Raw genomic sequence first — 20018 nt, forward strand, 5'->3', positions numbered from 1 at the left:
CCGGGATACCTCATGAGCAACGCACTGGAGCGCGGCCTCTGCGCGCTGGAACTGCTGGCCGGCAAGGCCGCCGGCCTGCCCCTGCAACAGATCTCCGAAGGCCTGGGCATCGCCCCCAGCGCCACGCACCGCATGCTTACCTGCCTGGTGGAGCAAGGCTATGTGCGCCAGGACCCGCAGCACGGCAACTACATTCTGGCGCTGAAGGTCATCTCCCTGGCCCTCAAGCACCTGGCCCATGCCAGCGTGGTGGACCTGGCGCGGCCGATCCTAGAGCGGCTGGCCGGCGAATCCGGCGAGCTGGTGCGCCTGGGCATCGTCGACGGCGAACACCTGGTGTGGGTGGCCAAGGCCCAGGGCACCCGCAGCGGCCTGCGCTACGACCCGGACGCCGGCGCCGAAGCCAAGCTGGGCTGCACCGCCTCGGGCCTGGCATGGCTGAGCTGCCTGAGCGACGAGCAAGCGCTGGAACTGGTGTACCGCCAAGGCCTGCCGAAGCCGGGCGAATACGGCCCCAACGCACCGACCACCGTCGAGGCCCTGCTGAACAACCTGCACCAGGCCCGCGCCGAAGGCTACGCCTGCGTCAACGAGAGCTTCGAAGCCGGCGCCGCCGCCATTGCCACCGCCCTGTACCACCCTGGCCAAAGCACGCCTTCAGGCGTGATCAGCATCGCCGGCCCCAGCGTGCGCCTGAGCGCCGAGCGCATGCAGGCGCTAGTGCCGGCGCTGCTGGCGGCAGCCAAGGACCTGGCGCAGACCGAGCTGGGCAGCGTGCCGAAGTTTTCCACCATGACCGCGACATGACAAACAGACAAATGACATCTAATTAATATTTGGAATTGCATTCCACTACTGCTATTTTCACTCCCGAGCCTCACCCAACAATAAAAAAATCGGGAGTATCGTCATGCCTCATTCCGCTCGCGTGGATGTCAGCACCTTCCTCGACGCCCGCCCCATGGGCGCGCGTCAGTGGCTGGTGGTGTTGCTGGGTTTCATCGTGCTGGCCTTCGATGGCTTCGACACCACCGCCATCGGCTTCGTCGCCCCGGCGCTGGTGGATGACTGGGGCATCGCCCGCCACGACCTGGGCCCGGTGATGATGAGCAGCCTGCTGGGCCTGGCCATCGGCGCCATGGTCGCCGGGCCCATGGCCGACCGCCTGGGGCGGCGCAAGGTCATCATCGGGTCGGTGTTCTTCTTCGGCGTGTGGAGCCTGGCCTCGGCGTTCGCCACCGACATCACCAGCCTCACCCTGCTGCGCTTCCTCACCGGCCTGGGCCTGGGCGCCTCCATGCCCAACACCGCCACCCTGGTGGCCGAGTACGGGCCCAAGCGCAGCCGCTCGCACATGGTCACCGGCATCTACTGCGGCTTCACCATCGGCGCCACCCTGGGTGGCATCGGCAGCGAGGCGCTGATCGAACACTTCGGCTGGCCCTCGGTGATGGTCGCCGGTGGCGTGCTGCCCATCGCCTTCGCCCTGCTGTTGCTGGCCTGCCTGCCTGAGTCGATCAACTTCCTGGTGCACCGCCCCGAGCTCAAGCAGCGCCTGCTGCAGGCCGTGGCCAAGGTGGCGCCAGGCCTGGCCAACGCTGACACGCTGTTCTACAGCTCGGAAGAAAAGGTCCAGGACAAGGGTTCGGTGGGCGCACTGTTCGCACCGTGCTACCGGCTGGGCACCTGCATGATCTGGGTGACGCTGTTCATGGGGCTGCTGACCATGTACCTGCTGTCCAGCTGGCTGCCGCTGATCAGCCGCGACGCCGGCCTGAGCCTGTCCCAGGCGGCGCTGATCGGCTCGCTGCTGCAAGCCGGTGGCGTGCTGGGCAACTTCACCATTGGCATGAAAATGGACCGCTTCGACCACCACAAGGTGGTGGGCCTGACCCTGCTGGGCGGCGGTATCAGCGCGGTGCTGATTGCCCTGCAGCAGCCGACCATTCAGGTGCTGTGCCCGCTGATCGTGCTGCTGGGCTACTTCATCAACGGCGTCAACACCGGCAGCTACGCCCTCGCCACCCAGTTCTACCCCACGCAGATTCGCGCCACCGGCGTCAGCTGGGCCACTGGCATGGGCCGTTTCGGCGCCATCAGCGGCGCTGGCGTGGGCGCGCTGATGCTGGCGGCCGACTGGCACTTCAACCAGGTGTTCCTGTTCCTCACCCTGCCCGCTGCCCTGGGCATCGTGGCGCTGACCATCAAATACCGTCACCAGCGACGCCAGCCCACCCTGGCGGCGTCGGCCTGATACCTACCTTGCGCACCTTCGGGTGCGCTTTTTTCTTCGTCTACAGGAGAACGCCATGCGCCCTGCCTTTGCCCTTGCCCAACTGACCGCCCTGCACTGCAACCCGCCGCAGATGATCGACCTCGCCGCCAGCGCCGGCTATGACCACGCCGGCTTGCGCCTGCTGCCGGTGGCGCCGGGGGCCGTGGCCTACGCGTTGATGGATGACCCTGCGCTGTTGCGTGAAACCCTGGCGCGCATGGCCGATACCGGCGTCAGCGTGTTTGACCTGGAGCTGATCCGCCTGAACGCCGACTTCGACCCGGCCACCTTCGAGGCATTCTTCGAGGTGGGCGCGCGGCTGGGCGCCAAGGCGGTGCTGGTGGCGGGGGACGACCCGGAACCGGCGCGGTTGATGACCAACTACGCACGGCTGTGCGACGCCATGCAGCCCTACGGCCTGACCGCAGACCTGGAGTTCATGCCCTGGACCGCGGTGCCCGACCTGGACACCGCGTTGCAGATCGTCAACCAGGCCGACCGCGCCAACGCCGGCATCCTGGTGGACAGCCTGCACTTCGACCGCTCCGCCAGCCGCCTCGATCAGCTGGCGAGCATCCCCGCTCAATGGCTGCACTACGCGCAAATCTGCGACGGCCCGGCCGAGCGCCCCAGCACCACCGAGGCGCTGATCCACGCCGCGCGCTGCGAGCGGCTGCTGCCTGGAGAAGGCGGTATCGACTTGAAGGCCATCTGGCAACAGCTGCCGGCGCAGTTGCCGGTCAGCATTGAAATCCCCAATGACCGGCGCGTTGCACAGATGGGCGTGCACGCGTGGGCAAAGGCCGCCTTGCAGGCGGCCCAGGCAACCTTGATCACACCCCCGTAGCAGCAACTGTCTTGAATCTGCGTTGCCTGCATCGCGACTAAAGTCGGCTCCTACGCCATCTGTGGTATGAGCCGGCCTTGGCCGCGATGCAGGCGACGCGATAGACGAGGTACACGGGGCCCCGTAGCAGCGGCCGTAGGCCGCGTCCGCAGGCGCCGCGCATTGGCGGTCAGACCGCGCAGAGACCGGACGCAGCCTGGCGGCAGCTGCTACGGCGCAAGCCTACTGTGCCTGCCATTGCGTCCCATAGCGCAGCATGGCATTGAGCCGAACAAGCAGTACCCTCATGCAAGCCACGAGCGCCGCTTTGCCGCACTTGCCCTTCGCTCGCAACCCTTCGTAGCGCGCCTTGAAGGACGCGTCATAACGCAGCACGATCCAGCACGCCATGTACAAGACCCGTCTGAAGGCAAGCGAGAAATCTACGGAGGGCGCGGCGCAACTGAGCCAGAACATGGGCATCGATAGGGTCGGTCTTGGCATGCTTGCCAATCGCCTCGGCGATCGCCCTGGCCCGACGTGGATTGACCCGAACGACGCTAAAATCAACCAGCGCCGTCAGGACCCCGCGCTCATAACCACCGGTCGCCTCGAGCAAAACCTTGCGCACCTCATAACCGCCCAACTTTTCGATAAGTTGGGCGTCACCATTTGAATCATTGGGAACACTGAAACTGATGTCTTGCAGATGAATCCAAACTGCCAGAGACGCTTTGCTGACATCGATACCGATCCAGGAAATCATGGCAAAAACCTCTTACACTCAAGGATGAGTGCGCTCTGGCGGAGCCCACGCTTGTGATGTTCGAGGTCTGCTCGTTTAACTGTTCGGGCTTAAAGCCAGAGTGGAGAGGTGAATGGCGTTTCTGCTGCTACCCGTGCTTGGGAGCACTCCGGCCGAACAACCTGCCATTCACCGCTCTCATTCGATTCTATTCCTTCTGAAAGACACAAGCGGCCGTAGGCTGCGTCCCAGGCACCGCGCGGGGCAGGACGCGGCCTGCGGCCGCTGCTACGGGGCAGCGGCAGGCTCTGTCGCGCGGCGCTGTTGGCTGGCCTGCCCCTTGGCCCGCACGGCCGCATGCTCGGCCGCCAGCAAGGCAAACGTCAGCCCCGGCCCCAGGGTAATGCCCGGCCCGGGGTACGTGCCGCCCATCACCGAATGCATGTCATTGCCCACCGCGTACAGGCCTCCGATGGCCTGGTCATGGCTGTCCAGCACGCACGCCTGGGCATCGGTGGCAAACCCGGTGGCGGCGCCGATGTCGCCTGGGTACAGGCGCACGGCGTAGAACGGCGCGGTGCCGATGCGCCCCAGGTTCGGGTTCGGTGCATTGCTCGCATCGCCATTGGCGCGCTGGTAGTCCGTGGTACCACGCTGGTAGTCCAGGTCTACACCCGTCACCGCGTACTCGTTCATGCGCTTGACGCTGTCCTGCAGGCCCTGGCCATCGATGTCCAGCTGCCGTGCCAGCTCTGCCAGGCTGGCGCCCTGGGTCAGGTAGCCATCATCCAGGAACGGCTGCAGCCCCTTGCCACCGGGCCGCACCATACCCAGGCCGTACTTGCGCAGCCCCTCGGCGTCGGTGATCAGGTAACCCGGCGCCACCCCGGCGTCCTGCAGGCCGATGCCGAACAGGTGATAGGACGTCGACTCGTTGAGGAAACGCCGCCCCTGCTGGTTGACCGTGAGCATGCCCGGCTTGCCGCGGTCGAGGATGAAGTGCGGGAACACCGCCTGGCTGCCATCGGCGCGCTGGCGGATCGACACCGGTGCCCAGAAGGCATGGCTCAGCCCCGGCTCGCCGTAACGGCCGCCCGCCTCCTGCACCACGTCATGGGCCTGCCCGGTGTGCCCCGGCGCGCCCGGGCACCAGCGGGCGTCGATGCCCGGCAGCAGCGCCTTGCGCCGCTCCGGGTGGCGATTGAAGCCGCCCGTGGCCAGTATCACCCCACCGCGCACCTGCACCCGGCGCTTCACCCCGCGCTGGGACAGTTCAATGGCCTCGACGCCATCGGCGCCCTTGACGATGCGGTCCATCTGGCAGTCGGTGAGCACCGGCACGCCCTTCTCGTCCAGGGAATACAACAGGCTGGCCACCAGCGCGTTGCCCATCACCAGGCGCGTGCCGCGCGGATGCTTGAGGCGGTCCATGGCCTGGCGTAGCAGCAGCCTGGCGCTATGCTTGAACGAGGCCAGCGAGCGGCTCAGGTTGAGCAGGTGGCCCACGTCGTCACGGTCCACCATCATGCCGCCCAGCACGGTGAACTCGGGGATCGGCGGGCGCACCAGGCGGAAGCGTTCGCCCAATTTGCGCCCGTCGAACGCCAGGGGTTCCAGCGCCCGGCCCTTCAACGTAGAGCCGGCGAGGTCGGAAATGTAGTCAGGGTGGAACGGCCGGGCGCGATAGCGCACCGCCGAACCGGCTTCGATTTTCGCCACCGCGCGCGGGCCGTTGGCCAGGAACGCCCGGCGCAACGCCGGGTTGGAACGCGCGCCCACCGCCAGGTCCAGGTAGCCGCTGGCTTTCTCCAGGCTGTCGTCGTGCACGCCCACCGAGGCGGCGTGGTGGCTGTTGGGAACCCAGGTGGTGCCGGCAGAAAACGCCGTGGTGCCGCCCACGTACTCGCTGCGCTCCACCAGCAGCACCTTGGCCCCCTCGATGGCACCGAACAGCGCCGCCGCCATGCCGGCGCCACCCGCCCCCACCACGACGATGTCGAAGCTCTCGCCTTCCTCAATGTCCACCAGGTGCTTTCTCATTGTTATGACCTCGCGCAGCAAATCGATTTATTGGAATCACATTCCACAAATTAATTTAATTACCGCAAAGCCGCAAGCACAAGCCCCGCCCACCGTGCTGGTAGACTGCCCGCCGGCCAGTCAAGGAGCTTTAAATGAGTCGCTATCGCCCACCCCGCAGCCACGGCACCGCGCTGATCACCCCCGAGGGTGAGGCACGCATGCGGGCGGAATTGCATGAGTTGTGGCACGTGCGCCGGCCCCAGGTGACGCAGTCGGTGAGCGAGGCGGCGGCTCAGGGCGACCGCTCCGAGAACGCCGAATACACCTATGGCAAGAAGATGCTGCGCGAGATCGACAGCCGCGTGCGCTTCCTGACCAAGCGCCTGGAAAACCTCAAGGTGGTAAGCGAGCGCCCCAGCGACCCGAACAAGGTGTACTTCGGCGCCTGGGTCACCGTGGAAAACGAACAGGGCGACACCTCACGCTACCGCATCGTCGGCCCTGACGAGCTGGACCTCAAGCTCAACCTGATCAGCATCGACTCGCCCTTGGCCCGTGCCCTGCTGGGCAAGGCACTGGACGCCGAGGTGCGGGTACACACCCCCACCGGCGAGCAGCTGGTGTATATCGTCGAGATTGATTACCCCTGAACGCCACCGATGTAGCAGCGGCCGCAGGCCGCGTCGCCCAACCGTCTCAGCGCAGGGTAACCAGCCCCTGGCGCGCCACGCGGGTCAGGTGGCCGATGACTTCGGCGGCGTGCTCGGCCGCCGGCGACTGCACCACAGCCAGGTCGAAACGGTTGTTGGCGAGGTTGGCCAGGGACTGGCTGGGGTCGATGAACTGGATCAGGAAGGCGCTGGCCTTGCCGGCACGGCGTGGCCAACCATCGAGGTAGCGCAGCAGGGTCGGCTGGTGCTGGCCGACCAGCAGGATTCGGGGGTTGCGCGGCGCGCTGCTGGCTGGCAGTGGCGTCAGGCATACGATTGGACGGGGGCAACTCATGGTGGTGTCTTCCAAGCCTCGCAGGTCCCGCTGGGCTGCGGTGGGAGGCGACACCGAACCAGCGTTTTAGCGGTATTTCGGAAACTCCCGTGATGGAAGTATTCCTGCGCCCCGCAAGTAGCTGTGTTAAATCGGCGCTTGAATGCCATCGTAGTAAAACGATGGCACCGGTGTCAACGAGACGAACGTAGATCAACGCCCCGGCGGGTTCTCGCCCAGCGGCACCACCGCCACGGTGAGCCGCGAGATGCAGTTGAGCTTGCCGCGCTCGTCGCTCAGGCGAATGTCCCACACGTGGGTGGTGCGGCCGATGTGCACGGGGCGTGCCACGCCGGTCACGCGGCCACTGCGCACACCGCGCACATGGTTGGCGTTCACCTCCAGCCCCACGCAGTAATGGGTGCTGGGGTCGATGCACAGGTAGCTGGCCATGGAACCCAGGGTTTCCGCCAGCACCACCGAGGCACCGCCGTGCAGCAGGCCGTAGGGCTGGTGGGTGCGATGGTCGACCGCCATGCTGGCGGTCAGGGAGTCGTCATCCACGGCTTCGAAGCGGATGTCGAGCACCTCGCCGATGGTGTTCTTCTGCGCCTCGTTGAACTGCTCGAGGTTGGGTTGCGTGCGCCATAGGCTCATGGGATTCGTCCTTTTCCGGAATATTCAAGACCTGCGCGCGTCGCTGGAACAGCGAGGCGGCCGCAATCGGCCGCCCCACTATCTGGCAGCCCCGGCGCGGCGTGCAAGCGCCAGCGCCGTTGCAGGCTGGCATTTGGCCGTTCCGCCGCCGGCTCAGGCGTGGTGCACGGCCTGCACGCTCATCAGCCCGGCCAGCGGCCAGTCGCCTTCGAGCACCGCCAGGCTGGCAGTGTTCATGCCGCGCGGCTGCTGCAGGTGGCCGTTTTCCAGCAGGCCCACCAGGGCGCCCACCAGCGGCTGGTGGCTGACCAGCAGCACGCTGTCCAGGCCCAGGCGGTCCAGCTGGCCGATGACCTCCTGGGGGTCGCTTTCGGGGGTCAGCCAGGGCACGGTGACGATGGGCTGCTCCAGCGCCAGCGCCTCGTGGACGATGGCGGCGGTCTGCTGGGCACGCACGTAAGGGCTGGCGTATACCGCGGCCAGCGGCTGGCCCAGCAGGTGCGCAGCGCTGCGCAGCACTTCTTCGCGGCCGTGGTCGGTGAGTTCGCGCAGGCTGTCGCGGGCGGCCTGGCCCTGGGCCTCGCCGTGGCGCAGGATCCACAGCTTCACAGCTTGGGCTCTTCGTCGCGGGCTGGGTGAGGCGCAGGCGGCACGCTGTGCGGGGCCTCGCCTTCGGGTGCGCGTGGCGCCGGCCAATCAGCGAACGGCCAGGGCTTCTGTTCGGTGTGGAAGCTGCCGAACCGGCCGATCTGCGCCATGAACTGGCTGAGGCTGTCGCCGAAGTTCATCAGGCTCAGGTTCGGCGAGCCGTACACCAGCCGGTAGACCAGCTGGATCAGCACCACGGCGCCCAGCAGCAACTGGGCCACCTGCCACACCAGCACGTACAGCACCATCCACAGCACCCGCAGCAGGATCGATTCCTGGCTAGGCTTGAGAGGCGAATCACTCATGTCCTTGCTCCTGCAAAATCAGTTGAAACCACTGGTGGAAATGAAGTCGACGTCGGTCTTGGGCTCGGCGCGCATCAACAGCTCGATCACCTGGGCCAGGGTACGCCCTTCGAACAGGATGGCGTGCAGCCCGGCTACCAGCGGCATGTACACCTTCAGCTCCTGGGCCTTGGCCTTGAGCACCTTGAGGGTGTTGACGCCCTCGGCCACCTCGCCCAGGCGGTTGACCGCCTCGTCCAGGCTCAGGCCCTGGCCCAGGGCGAAGCCCACCTGGTAGTTGCGGCTCTTGGGCGAGGAGCAGGTGACGATCAGGTCGCCCACCCCGGCCAGGCCCAGGAAGGTCATGGGGTTGGCGCCCTGGCTCACGGCGAAGCGGGTCATCTCCGCCAGGGCGCGGGTAATCAGCATGCTCTTGGTGTTCTCGCCCATGCCCAGCGCCACCGCCATGCCGGCGATGATGGCGTAGACGTTCTTCAGCGCCCCGCCCAGCTCCACGCCGAAGCGGTCGGCACTGGCGTAGACCCGGAACGTGGGCCCGTGCAGCGCGGCCTGCACCTGTTCGCAGAGGTTCTCGTCCTCGCTGGCCACCACGGTGGCGGTCAGGGCGTGCTCGGCCACCTCGCGCGCAAGGTTGGGGCCCGACAGCACGCCGATGCGCGCGTCAGGGGCGATGTCGCCAAGGATCTCGCTCATCAGCTTGAACGTCTGGGCCTCGATGCCCTTGGTCAGGCTGACCAGCATGCGCCCGGCCAGCAGCTGCGCATGGGGCGCCAGCACGCTGCGCAGGGCGCTGGACGGCAGGGCCACGAAGATCAGGTCACTGCCACCCAGGGTGGCGAGCAGGTCGGTAACCGGCTCGACGCCGGCGTGGATCTTGATGCCCTTGAGGTAGCGCGGATTCTCGCGCTGGGTGCGGATCGCCTCGGCTTGCTCGGGATCGCGCATCCACTGGCGTACCGCATGGCCGTTCTCGGCCAGCAGGTTCGCCACGGCGGTCCCGAAGCTTCCGCCCCCCAGCACTGCAACAGGCTGCTGTTCAGTCATATCCAATCCATCAAAACCATAAAAAGTGGCGACGCCCGCATTATACGGAGCGCACGCGCCGCGGCCAGCCCCGCAGGCCAAAGCCTTGCGCGAAAGCGTAGCCGCACGTGTCGATGCCGTACACATGACTGGAAATGTCGCCCAAGGCGGTTAAAATGCGCGGCTGTTCGACTTTGCCAAGGCCGCACCGTGCGAGATTGCACCCGATGAAATGGCGTCCCAGCTGGGACATCCACAGCCGCACCCAGGTGATCTGCCTGGGCCCCGCCCTGGTGCTGACCCTGCTGCTCACCGGTTTCTTCACCTTCGTGCGCATCCAGGACCTGCGCGAGGAAATGACCCGCACCGGCCAACTGATCGCCAACCAGCTGGCGCCGGCCGCCGAGTTCGGCGTGATCAGCCACAACACCACGGTGCTCGACAGCCTGCTGCGCGCCACCCTGGAAATCCCCCACGTGCGCTTCCTGGAGGTACAGGACAGCAACGACCATGTGCTGCTGTACGTCGAGCAGCCCGACGGCGTGCTGGCGCACAGCGCCAAGGTGCAGGTGTTCCAGGCCAGCATCCGCCTGCAGCGCGCCGCCCTGGCCGGCGACCTGCACCACGGCAACCTGCTGCGCGTGGGCCAACCCGACTGCGTGGGCCGGGTGATCGTCGGCATGTCCAACGACGCCTTCAACCAGCGCCAGCAGGAGATCCTGCTCAAGGCCGCGGTGCTGGCGCTGGTGGCCCTGCTGTTCAGCTTCCTGCTGGCCCGCCGCCTGGCCCTGAGCCTGGCCCGGCCGATCAGCGAGATGGGCCTGGCGGTGAAGGCCATCCAGGAAGGCGACTTCAAGGCGCCGCTGCCCATTGTCGACGACACCGAGCTGGGCAACCTGGCCCAGCACATCAACAACCTTGCCAAGGGCCTGGACCAGGCCGGGCGCGAACAGCAGCAGGCCATCGAGCAACTGATCAGCACCCGCGAACAGGCCGAGCGCGCCAACAGCGCCAAGTCCGACTTCCTGGCCATGATGAGCCATGAGCTGCGCACGCCCATGAACGGCGTGCTGGGCATGCTGCAGCTGCTGGAAACCACGGTGATGACCGACGAGCAGATCGAGTACGCGGCCCTGGCCACCCAGTCCACCGAACACCTGCTGAAGGTGATCAACGACATTCTCGACTTCTCGCGCATCGAACGCGCCGCACTGGAACTGGAGCACATCCCCTTCAACCTCGGCGAGCTGGTGGCCAGCTGCGCCCACACCTTCCAGCACACCGCGCAGAAAAGCGGCCTGGCGCTGCACCTGAGCCTGGCCCAGGGCTTCGACGCCCTGCAGGTGGAGGGCGACCCCACGCGCATCCGCCAGATCCTGGTGAACCTGATTGGCAATGCCATCAAGTTCACCGACGTCGGCAGCGTGCACATCGACGCCCAGTGGCAGGTGCTCGACCACCAGTTGATCTGGCTGACCTGCACCGTGCGCGACACCGGCATCGGCATCAGCGCCGAGCGCCTGGAAAGCATGTTCGTGGCCTTCCAGCAGGCCGACAGCAGCATCTCGCGCCGCTACGGCGGCACCGGCCTGGGCCTGCCCATCGCGCGCACCCTGGCCGAGCGCATGGGTGGCACCCTGCTGGCCGAAAGCGAGGAAGGCCGCGGCTCGCTGTTCACCCTGGAAATCCCCCTGGCCCTGAGCCAGCGCGCCGCCACGCCACTGCGCGAAGCGCGGCTAGGCGACGAGGCGCAGAACCTGGGCAAGCGCGTGCTGCTGGTGGAAGACAACCCGGTCAACCAGACCGTGATCGAGGCCATGCTGCGCAGCCTGGGCTTCGTGGTGAGCGTGGTCGGCGACGGCGCCCAGGCCATCCACGAGGTCACCCACCAGCCGTTCGATGCGGTGCTGATGGACTGCCGCCTGCCCATCGTCGATGGCTACGAAGCCACCCGGCGCATCCGCCAACTGCCCGAGCACGCGCACTTGCCCATCATCGCCCTGACCGCCAACGCCCTGCTGGGCGACCGCGAGGCCTGCCTGACCGCCGGCATGAATGACTATCTGGCAAAACCTTTCAAACGTACCGATCTGGAGCAGGTACTGAGGCGCTGGCTGGCAGCTTAAATGCGCCCCCAGGGCAGCCGGGGCTGGCGCTAAATGCTAAAGTGCGGCAGTCTTAGACGTTATGTCAGGCAAAATGAACCGCCTGGATAAAAAATTTCAGTGCACAGGTGTACTTCTTTGTCCCTGGCGCTGTGACTTTCACTACAACGCAATAGTCTATGTGTAGGCTGCCCTGCCAAAGGCGCATTCGCTTTGGCACGGCCGGGAGAATTTGCCCCACTGCCACACGGGACTATTGAGGAGCTCGCATGACCAAACAACACGCCTTTACTCGGGAAGAACTACTGAGCTGCAGCCGCGGCGAGATGTTCGGCCCAGGTAACGCGCAACTGCCCGCCGGTAACATGCTGATGGTGGATCGCATTACCCATATCAGCAGCGAAGGTGGCAAGTACGGCAAAGGTGAATTGGTCGCCGAGCTGGATATCAACCCGGACCTGTGGTTCTTCGCCTGCCACTTCGAAGGTGACCCGGTGATGCCGGGCTGCCTGGGCCTCGACGCCATGTGGCAGCTGGTCGGTTTCTTCCTGGGCTGGCAAGGCCTGCCGGGCCGCGGCCGTGCGCTGGGCTCGGGCGAAGTGAAGTTCTTCGGCCAGGTACTGCCGACCGCCAAGAAGGTCACCTACAACATCCAGATCAAGCGCGTCCTCAAGGGCAAGCTGAACCTGGCCATCGCCGACGGTTCCGTCAGCGTTGACGGCAAAGAGATCTACACCGCCGAAGGCCTTCGGGTCGGCGTGTTCACATCCACCGAAAATTTCTAAGGGTTATCCGCATGCGCCGCGTCGTTATCACTGGTCTGGGCATTGTTTCCTGCTTGGGCAATGACAAAGACACCGTCACCGCAAACCTGCGTGCAAACCGCCCTGGCATCCGCTTCAACCCGGAATATGCCGAAATGGGTCTGCGCAGCCAGGTTTCCGGCTCCATCGACCTCAACCTCGAAGAACTGATCGACCGCAAGGTGTTCCGTTTCGTGGGTCACGCCGCTGCCTACGCCTACCTGGCCATGGCCGACGCGATCAAGGATTCGGGCCTGACCGAAGAGATGGTCTCCAACCCGCGTACCGGCCTGATCGCAGGTTCGGGCGGCGCGTCGACCCTCAACCAGATGGAAGCGCTGGACATCCTGCGCGAGAAAGGCGTGAAGCGCGTTGGTCCATACCGCGTGACCCGCACCATGAGCAGCACGGTCTCCGCTTGCCTGGCCACGCCATTCAAGATCAAGGGCCTGAACTACTCCATCGCTTCTGCCTGCGCCACCAGTGCCCACTGTATCGGTACCGCCATGGAACAGATCCAGATGGGCAAGCAGGACATCGTCTTCGCCGGTGGCGGTGAAGAAGAGCACTGGAGCCAGTCGTTCCTGTTCGACGCCATGGGCGCCCTGTCCAGCAAGCGCAACGACACCCCTGAAAAGGCTTCGCGCGCCTACGACAACGACCGTGATGGCTTCGTCATCGCCGGCGGTGGCGGCATGGTAGTGGTCGAGGAGCTGGAGCACGCCCTGGCCCGTGGCGCCAAGATCTACGCGGAAATCGTCGGCTACGGCGCTACTTCCGACGGCTACGACATGGTGGCCCCGAGCGGCGAAGGCGCGATCCGCTGCATGCAGCAGGCGCTGTCCACCGTCGACACCCCGATCGACTACCTGAACACCCACGGCACCTCGACCCCGGTCGGCGACGTCGCGGAAATGAAAGGTGTGCGCGAAGTGTTCGGCGACAAGGCCCCGGCCATCAGCTCCACCAAGAGCCTGTCGGGTCACTCCCTGGGCGCCGCCGGCGTTCACGAAGCGATCTACTGCATGCTGATGATGGAAGGCAACTTCATTGCCGGTTCCGCCAACATCGACGAGCTGGACCCAGCCGTTGCCGACATGCCGATTCTGCGCGAGACTCAAGAAAACGCCAAGATCGACACCGTCATGAGCAACAGCTTCGGCTTCGGTGGCACCAACGCCACGCTGGTGCTCAAGCGCTGGCAGGGCAAGTAAGGGCTCACCCCCTTGCTGAAAAAGAACGGCACCTTCGGGTGCCGTTTTTTTATGCCCTGAATTGTCTTGTGGGAGCTGGCTTGCCAGCGAGCTTTCCGGGCCTCAACAGCTCGCTGGCAAGCCAGCTCCCACAGCCATTCCCTTAATTACAGGAGCGCCGCCAGAGCACAAACGTACCAGCACTTCCAGGCCACACGGTCTACAGTAGGGCGATCATGCACAAGGACCGCCCCATGCCCATCACCCTCAACACCGAATCCGCCGACAGCTTCCGCCACAGCCTGCAGATCGACGACCACGCCCTGTTCACCGACCTGCCCAAGGCCCTGGGCGGCGACGATTCGGCGCCCTCCCCCCACGACTATTTCGACGCTGCCCTGGGCGCCTGCAAGGCGCTGACGCTGAAGTACTACGCGCAGAAAAAAGGCATCCCACTGACCGGCGTGTCGGTGGACGTGCAGCGCGATGACAGCCAGGAGTTGAAGGGCCACTATGCAATCAACGTCGTGCTGACCCTCAAGGGCGTGCTCACCGCCGAGCAGCGCGCCGAACTGCACCGCGTGGCCGACCGCTGCCCCGTGCACAAGCTGATGACCAGCACCGAGATCGCCATCACCACCACCCTGGCCGAAGGCGCCTTCAGCCAGTAACGGAGCCCGTCATGCCGCACCTGGTGATTCGCCCACCCGCCGAAGACGTCGAAGGCCAGCCCATCCTGCGCCCTCTGCCATCGCGGCAGTGCCGCGCGGTGGGCCCCTTCGTGTTCTTCGACCACATGCTCGCCACCACCTATGCCCCCGGCGCTGGCGTGAACATCCGCCAGCACCCGCACATCGGCCTGTCGACCCTGACCTACCTGTTCGAAGGCGAGCTGCTGCACAAGGACAGCCTGGGCAGCGACCAGCGGGTGAAGCCCGGCGAGGTCAGCTGGATGACCGCCGGCAAGGCCATCGCCCACGTGGAGCGCACACCGGACGACCTCCGCGCCCGCGGTTCGCGCCTGCATGGCCTGCAGGTGTGGCTGGCGTCGCCTGTGAGCGCCGAACAGGGTGAAAGCCACTACAGCCATCACCCCGCGGGCGAACTGCCCGTGAGCGACGCCCTGGGCGCTCGCATCAGGATGATTGCCGGCGAAGGCTTCTGCCTGGTCGCACCGGTGCCGGTGCTTTCTCCTACGCTGTACGCTGAAGTGCACATGGTGGCAGGCAGCACGCTGCTGCTGCCTGACGAACATCAGGAGCGGGCGCTGTATGTGCTGGAGGGTGAGGTAGAACTGGAGGACGAGGCGGTGCAGCCGCTGACACTGCTGGTGCTGGAAGCCGGCGAGCAGCCGACGCTGGTGGCACAGACCGATTGCCACCTGGTGCTGATCGGTGGCGCCCCGCTGGACGGGCCGCGGCGCATGAACTGGAACTTCGTCGCCAGCGACGTGGCGCTGATTGACCAGGCGCGGGCGAAATGGGCAGCCGGCGATTGGCCGACGGTGCCGGGCGAAACCGAACGGATCGAATTACCGCGATAATCAGTGTGGGAGCTGGCTTGCCAGCGAGCTTTTGAGGCCCAAAAGCTCGCTGGCAAGCCAGCTCCCACAAATGCATCAGCGATGCATTCGAATCAGACCGCTGGCTTGAAAACTTCTTCCAGCAGGTTGTGCATGGCCTTGAAGGCACGGTCAGCCACAACCTTGTTGTACATCTGCACGCCCGGGTTGTTGGCTTCCACGTCGGTGAACGAGTGGTAGGCGCCACCGTAGCTGGTCAGCTGCCAATCCACGCCCGCGGCGTTCATTTCTTCTTCGAAGGCAGGCAGCTGCTCTTTCGGTACCAGCGGGTCGCTGGCGCCGTGCAGCACCAGCACCTTGCCCAGGATGTTCTTGCCATCGGCCGGGTTCGGCGTGTCCAGGGTACCGTGGAACGACACCGCAGCCTTCAGCGGCGCGCCGGTGCGGGCCAGCTCCAGGGAGCAGCAGCCACCGAAGCAGAAGCCGAAGGTGGCCAGCTGGTCCTTGTCCACGGCAGCAACGGCCTGGCCCTGCAGCTGCTCGAAGGCCACCTGCATGCGCTTGCGCAGTTCGGCGCGGTCGGTCTTGAGCGGCATCATCGCCGCCAGGCATTCCTCGTTGCCTTTCGGGCGCACGGCCTGGCCGTACAGGTCAGCCAGCAGTACCACATAACCCTGGGCCGCGACGGATTGCGCGATGCGCTCGGCGCCTTCGCTGATGCCTACCCAGTTCGGCGCCATCAACAGGCCCGGACGCGGGGATACCACCGCATCGTCATACACCAGGCGGCTTTCATATGGCTTGCCATCGATCTGATAGACAACGGATTGAACGGTAACAGTCATGAGATTTCCCCGATACAAAGAGAGTGGGACTTAAACGCAAAAACCCGCCGAAGCGGGTTTTTGCTGCAACAGTTTAAACGGACAGTTCGACCAGCAGCTTGTTCAGGCGGCGCACGTAGGCGGCCGGGTCCTTCAGGCTGTCGCCGGCGGCCAGGGCCGCCTGGTCGAAGAGGATGTGCGAGAAGTCGGCGAAACGGTCTTCGCTCTGCTCGTGATCCAGCTTCTCGATCAGCGGGTGGCTTGGGTTGAACTCGAAGATCGGCTTCGACTCAGGCACCTTCTGGCCGCTGGCTTCCAGGATCTGGCGCATCTGCAGGCCCAGGTCCTGCTCACCGATGGCCAGGATGGCTGGCGAATCGGTCAGGCGGTGCGACACGCGCACTTCGCTGACGCTGTCACCCAGGGCGGCTTTCAGGCGCTCGATCAGGCCTTCCTTGTCCTTGGCCACTTCTTCCTGGGCTTTCTTGTCTTCTTCCGAATCCAGCTTGCCCAGGTCCAGGTCGCCACGGGCCACGTCGACGAAGCCCTTGCCGTCGAAGTCGGTCAGGTAGCTCATCAGCCACTCGTCGATACGGTCGGTCAGCAGCAGCACTTCGATGCCTTTCTTGCGGAAGACTTCAAGGTGCGGGCTGTTCTTGACCTGCGCGTAGCTCTCGCCGGTGAGGAAGTAGATCTTGTCCTGGCCTTCCTTGGCGCGCGCCAGGTAGTCGGCCAGGGACACGGTCTGCTCGCCGCTGTCGTCGTGGGTGGACGCGAAGCGCAGCAGGCCGGCGATCTTTTCCTTGTTGGCGAAGTCTTCGGCCGGGCCTTCCTTGATGACCTGGCCGAAGTTCTTCCAGAAGCCCTTGTACTGCTCAGGCTCGTTCTTGGCCAGCTTCTCCAGCATGTCCAGCACGCGCTTGGTCAGGGCGGTCTTCATGGAGTCGATGATCGGGTCTTTCTGCAGGATTTCCCGCGACACGTTCAGCGACAGGTCGTTGGAGTCGACCACGCCCTTGATGAAGCGCAGGTACAGCGGCAGGAACGACTCGGCCTGGTCCATCACGAACACGCGCTGCACGTACAGCTTCAGGCCGCGTGGCGCTTCGCGCTGGTACAGGTCGAACGGCGCGCGGGCGGGCACGTACAGCAGCGAGTTGTATTCCAGCTTGCCTTCGACCTTGTTATGGCTCCAGCTCAGCGGGTTCTCGTGGTCGTGGGCGATGTGCTTGTAGAACTCCTGGTATTCCTCGTCCTTCACCTCGGTGCGCGGACGGGTCCACAGGGCGCTGGCGCGGTTGACGGTTTCCCATTCGGCGGCAGGCTGTTCCTCACCTTCGGCAGCAGCCTGTTCTTTCGGCAGCTCGATCGGCAGGGCGATGTGGTCGGAGTACTTCTTGATGATGTTACGCAGGCGCCAGCCATCGGCGAACTCGGACTCGGCTGGCTTCAGGTGCAGCACGATGCGGGTGCCGCGGTCGGCCTTGTCGATGGTCGCGACTTCGAACTCGCCCTCACCCTTCGACGACCAGTGCACGCCTTCGCTGGCGGCAGTGCCGGCGCGACGGCTGTACACGTCGACCTGGTCGGCAACGATGAACGCGGAGTAGAAGCCCACGCCGAATTGGCCGATCAGGTGCGAATCTTTCTTCTGGTCGCCGGTGAGGTTCTTCATGAAGTCGGCGGTGCCGGACTTGGCGATGGTACCCAGGTGGGTGATCACGTCGTCACGGTTCATGCCGATGCCGTTGTCTTCGAGGGTGACGGTGTTGGCCGCCTTGTCGAAGCTCACGCGGATTTTCAGCTCGGCGCCGCCTTCCAGCAGGTCGGGCTTGGACAGCGCTTCGAAGCGCAGTTTGTCGACAGCGTCGGATGCGTTGGAGATCAATTCGCGAAGGAAAATTTCCTTGTTGGAATACAGCGAATGGATCATGAGGTGCAGCAGCTGCTTCACCTCGGTCTGGAAGCCCAGGGTTTCTTTTTGAGTTTCCACACTCATGGTCATCAAACTCCAATCAGATGGCACAGGCCGCGGGCTCAAGCGCATTTGCGGCGGGATGACAATCAGATGGGGGCAGCCCCGGTGATTTCAAGGGGCAGGACTTTCATCAATCTTGAAATGCGCCCGCGCGGTGGCGATGGGCTCGGCCGGGTCGGCCTGCCAGGCAGTGATGGCCACGTTGGTAACGCGCCGCCCCTGGCGCCACAACTGGCAGCGCGCGAAGGTGTCGCGGAACAGCCCGGCGCGCAGGTAATCAATGGAAAAGTCGATGATCTTCGGCACCTGCCCGGTCTCGGTGAACAGGATCAGCTGCAGCGCCGCCGCCAGCTCCATGAAGCCGGCGATCACGCCGCCGTGAATCGCCGGCAACAACGGGTTACCAATATTGCCGCGGTTGGCCGGCAAGATGAACAGCACGCCCTCCTCCTCGCGCCGGCACTGGATGCCGATCAGCGTCGCGTAGGGAATCAACGCCAGCAGCGGCGCGTAGTCATTGTCGGCGTGGGCCACGCGCAGCCGCTCGCGCAGGGCATGGTCGATCATGGCTGGCCTCCAAGGGCACCGGCGAAGGCAGCGCTGCCCTTCACGCCCTTGCCCAGGCGCATGAAGGTGCCCACCACCTGGGCGATCGGCTCATCGGCGCTGTCCTGGTAGGCAAAGCCCCTGGTGAAGATCACATCGCGCGTCACCCGGTAGCACTGGGCATGGCCGTAGACCGCCTTGTGCGCCTGGGCGGGGTGAATGTAGTCGATGCGCAGGTCCAGGGTCGGGCACACCTCGAACTGCGGCAGCACGCACAGGGTGGCAATGCCGCACGTGGTGTCCATCAGGGTTGTCACCGCACCGCCATGGATAACCCCCGTCTGCGGGTTGCCGACAATGGCCGGCGAATAAGGCAGCACCAAGGTGACGCCCTGCTGATCAATGGCACTGATACTCAGGCCAATGATCTGGCAATGCGGCAACGCACTGATGAACCGCCGGGCTTGCTGTAACAACGGTGAATCGGTCATGGCTGAGGCCTTGGTTATTGTTTTTCGAAACAGCACACCGTGAACAAAAAGTCTATATGGATCCAACACTTATATATCGTGCACTGCCACGGAACTTAAGTTGCCGGGCCGCGTTCGAAGGGAAAGTAGATATCTTCAATAAGGAGAAACACCCCATGCGTAAAACTTTAGCTTATGCCCTGATGCTGGCCGCTTCCCTGGGCCTGGCTGCTTGCGATAAAAAATCCGAGGACAAAGCCCAGGATGCGCAGCAACACGCCGAACAAGCACAACAGAAGATGGACGACGCTCAGGATAAAATGAACGACGCCGCTAAAGAAAACGCCGAAGCTGCCAAATCCAACGACGAAGCCAACCAGGAACGCGCCAAGGAGAACTCCGACGGTGCTTCCAACGTGCAGACTCCAGCGCCTCAGGCCACTACCCCGAGCGAACCTGCCAAGAACTGATTGGCGGTTGACGCATACAATAAAGCCCGGCCGATTGCCGGGCTTTTTTGTTTCCGGACATTGAACTTTATTGCAGCGTGGATAACACCCAATAACGATAAACCGGCGTCAGCATCAACAACAATGAACACACCAACCCCACCATCCATACCAGCGAACGCAACGACGCCCTGTCGTTGAGGTACAGGTACAGGTAAATAACCCGCGCAATGATGAAGACGATGGCCAGCAGGTCGACGAACCAGCCCTGCGTCTGGGTGGTGTGCGCCATCAGCACGCCTACCGCAAACAGAATGAAGGCTTCGAAGCTGTTCTGGTGCGCCGCCACCGCCCGCGCGCCCAGGCCGGTGAGGCGCGCCTGCTGGGCGCGGGGGTTGTGGTTGTCGTAGCCGCCCTGCTCTTTCATGGCCTTGGCCACGGGGATACGGGCGATGTAGATCAACAGCGCGGCGATGAAAATGCACCAGAACGGGATGCTCATGGGGGTGTTCCTCGTTGGGGTTCGCCCAAGGGGTATAGCACGCCCCCCGTATCCGCGTAGCCGCACTGTCTTGTGGGAGCTGGCTTGCCAGCGAGCTTTTATGGCCCCAACAGCTCGCTGGCAAGCCAGCTCCCACAGGAT

Annotated in this window: 21 protein-coding genes and 1 pseudogene; 10 read left to right on the plus strand and 12 right to left on the minus strand. The window is 64.7% G+C overall.

All coding sequences use genetic code 11. The annotated features are described in order from the left end of the window. Positions 1 to 12: 12 nt before the first annotated feature. From ACWKWX_RS28145 to ACWKWX_RS28155, 3 genes are all read left to right on the plus strand, one after another. Positions 13 to 807, plus strand: coding sequence for an IclR family transcriptional regulator (locus tag ACWKWX_RS28145; protein ID WP_483829492.1), 795 nt, complete (start codon positions 13 to 15; stop codon positions 805 to 807). 103 nt (positions 808 to 910) lie between these two features. Next, positions 911 to 2254: an MFS transporter gene (locus ACWKWX_RS28150; protein WP_483829493.1), complete on the plus strand. Its 1344-nt coding sequence runs from the start codon at positions 911 to 913 to the stop codon at positions 2252 to 2254. A gap of 55 nt (positions 2255 to 2309) precedes the next feature. Continuing rightward, positions 2310 to 3122 carry a sugar phosphate isomerase/epimerase family protein gene (locus ACWKWX_RS28155; RefSeq protein ID WP_483829494.1) on the plus strand — a complete coding sequence of 271 codons (813 nt, stop codon included), beginning with the start codon at positions 2310 to 2312 and terminating at the stop codon, positions 3120 to 3122. A gap of 222 nt (positions 3123 to 3344) precedes the next feature. Here ACWKWX_RS28155 and ACWKWX_RS28160 read toward each other — a convergent pair. Both ACWKWX_RS28160 and ACWKWX_RS28165 read right to left on the minus strand, forming a co-directional pair. Further along, positions 3345 to 3867: pseudogene (locus tag ACWKWX_RS28160) on the minus strand (IS110 family transposase). Between the two features lie 267 nt (positions 3868 to 4134). Further along, positions 4135 to 5886 carry an FAD-dependent oxidoreductase gene (locus ACWKWX_RS28165; protein ID WP_483829495.1) on the minus strand — a complete coding sequence of 584 codons (1752 nt, stop codon included), beginning with the start codon at positions 5884 to 5886 and terminating at the stop codon, positions 4135 to 4137. A gap of 134 nt (positions 5887 to 6020) precedes the next feature. On the opposite strand from ACWKWX_RS28165, the gene greB reads away from it, so the two are divergent. Further along, a complete protein-coding gene (gene greB, locus ACWKWX_RS28170) occupies positions 6021 to 6518 on the plus strand; it encodes a transcription elongation factor GreB (protein WP_416423294.1) in 498 nt (165 codons plus the stop codon). A gap of 46 nt (positions 6519 to 6564) precedes the next feature. Here the strand turns inward: greB and ACWKWX_RS28175 are convergent, their stop codons facing one another. The 5 genes from ACWKWX_RS28175 to ACWKWX_RS28195 all read right to left on the minus strand — a co-directional run bounded on the left by ACWKWX_RS28175 (position 6565) and on the right by ACWKWX_RS28195 (position 9506). Next, complete coding sequence (locus ACWKWX_RS28175) at positions 6565 to 6873, minus strand: hypothetical protein (protein ID WP_416423292.1); 309 nt, start codon at positions 6871 to 6873, stop codon at positions 6565 to 6567. 192 nt (positions 6874 to 7065) lie between these two features. After that, entirely contained in the window at positions 7066 to 7509 is a 444-nt protein-coding gene (locus tag ACWKWX_RS28180; RefSeq protein WP_473005946.1) for a hotdog fold thioesterase, read from the minus strand. Between the two features lie 153 nt (positions 7510 to 7662). After that, positions 7663 to 8118 (minus strand): phosphohistidine phosphatase SixA, encoded by a 456-nt coding sequence (sixA, locus tag ACWKWX_RS28185; RefSeq protein ID WP_476299295.1) that lies wholly within the window; start codon positions 8116 to 8118, stop codon positions 7663 to 7665. Next, on the minus strand, positions 8115 to 8462 hold the full coding sequence (locus ACWKWX_RS28190) for a DUF4389 domain-containing protein (RefSeq protein WP_416423289.1): 348 nt from the start codon (positions 8460 to 8462) through the stop codon (positions 8115 to 8117). The genes sixA and ACWKWX_RS28190 overlap by 4 nt, the downstream gene beginning before the upstream one ends. An 18-nt stretch (positions 8463 to 8480) precedes the next feature. Next, positions 8481 to 9506, minus strand: coding sequence for an NAD(P)H-dependent glycerol-3-phosphate dehydrogenase (locus ACWKWX_RS28195; protein WP_416423288.1), 1026 nt, complete (start codon positions 9504 to 9506; stop codon positions 8481 to 8483). 206 nt (positions 9507 to 9712) lie between these two features. On the opposite strand from ACWKWX_RS28195, the gene ACWKWX_RS28200 reads away from it, so the two are divergent. The 5 genes from ACWKWX_RS28200 to ACWKWX_RS28220 all read left to right on the plus strand — a co-directional run bounded on the left by ACWKWX_RS28200 (position 9713) and on the right by ACWKWX_RS28220 (position 15129). Next, positions 9713 to 11611, plus strand: coding sequence for a response regulator (locus tag ACWKWX_RS28200; RefSeq protein ID WP_416423287.1), 1899 nt, complete (start codon positions 9713 to 9715; stop codon positions 11609 to 11611). 248 nt (positions 11612 to 11859) lie between these two features. Continuing rightward, a complete protein-coding gene (gene fabA / locus ACWKWX_RS28205) occupies positions 11860 to 12375 on the plus strand; it encodes a 3-hydroxyacyl-[acyl-carrier-protein] dehydratase FabA (RefSeq protein WP_416423286.1) in 516 nt (171 codons plus the stop codon). Positions 12376 to 12386: 11 nt separating this feature from the next. Then, the gene (gene fabB, locus ACWKWX_RS28210) at positions 12387 to 13607 is read left to right on the plus strand and encodes a beta-ketoacyl-ACP synthase I (protein ID WP_416423285.1); all 1221 of its coding nucleotides are present in this window, start codon (positions 12387 to 12389) and stop codon (positions 13605 to 13607) included. Positions 13608 to 13840: 233 nt separating this feature from the next. Beyond that, positions 13841 to 14257 carry an OsmC family protein gene (locus tag ACWKWX_RS28215; protein WP_473005940.1) on the plus strand — a complete coding sequence of 139 codons (417 nt, stop codon included), beginning with the start codon at positions 13841 to 13843 and terminating at the stop codon, positions 14255 to 14257. A gap of 11 nt (positions 14258 to 14268) precedes the next feature. After that, positions 14269 to 15129: a pirin family protein gene (locus tag ACWKWX_RS28220; protein ID WP_483829496.1), complete on the plus strand. Its 861-nt coding sequence runs from the start codon at positions 14269 to 14271 to the stop codon at positions 15127 to 15129. 92 nt (positions 15130 to 15221) lie between these two features. Here ACWKWX_RS28220 and ACWKWX_RS28225 read toward each other — a convergent pair whose 3' ends face one another. From ACWKWX_RS28225 to ACWKWX_RS28240, 4 genes are all read right to left on the minus strand, one after another. Further along, the gene (locus ACWKWX_RS28225) at positions 15222 to 15953 is read right to left on the minus strand and encodes a dienelactone hydrolase family protein (protein ID WP_416423282.1); all 732 of its coding nucleotides are present in this window, start codon (positions 15951 to 15953) and stop codon (positions 15222 to 15224) included. A 73-nt stretch (positions 15954 to 16026) separates the two neighbouring features. Next, positions 16027 to 17931, minus strand: coding sequence for a molecular chaperone HtpG (gene htpG / locus ACWKWX_RS28230; protein WP_416423281.1), 1905 nt, complete (start codon positions 17929 to 17931; stop codon positions 16027 to 16029). Between the two features lie 90 nt (positions 17932 to 18021). Then, positions 18022 to 18477 carry a PaaI family thioesterase gene (locus tag ACWKWX_RS28235; protein WP_416423280.1) on the minus strand — a complete coding sequence of 152 codons (456 nt, stop codon included), beginning with the start codon at positions 18475 to 18477 and terminating at the stop codon, positions 18022 to 18024. Continuing rightward, the gene (locus ACWKWX_RS28240) at positions 18474 to 18947 is read right to left on the minus strand and encodes a PaaI family thioesterase (protein ID WP_483829497.1); all 474 of its coding nucleotides are present in this window, start codon (positions 18945 to 18947) and stop codon (positions 18474 to 18476) included. Before ACWKWX_RS28240 ends, ACWKWX_RS28235 begins: the two co-directional genes overlap by 4 nt. A 155-nt stretch (positions 18948 to 19102) precedes the next feature. Here ACWKWX_RS28240 and ACWKWX_RS28245 point away from each other — a divergent pair, with 155 nt between their 5' ends. Further along, positions 19103 to 19396: a hypothetical protein gene (locus tag ACWKWX_RS28245; RefSeq protein WP_008372097.1), complete on the plus strand. Its 294-nt coding sequence runs from the start codon at positions 19103 to 19105 to the stop codon at positions 19394 to 19396. 67 nt (positions 19397 to 19463) lie between these two features. On the opposite strand, the gene ACWKWX_RS28250 is transcribed toward ACWKWX_RS28245, so the two are convergent. Then, a complete protein-coding gene (locus tag ACWKWX_RS28250) occupies positions 19464 to 19877 on the minus strand; it encodes an MAPEG family protein (RefSeq protein ID WP_476299287.1) in 414 nt (137 codons plus the stop codon). Positions 19878 to 20018 lie beyond the last annotated feature (141 nt).

The sequence above is a fragment of the Pseudomonas imperatae genome, assembly GCF_057128625.1.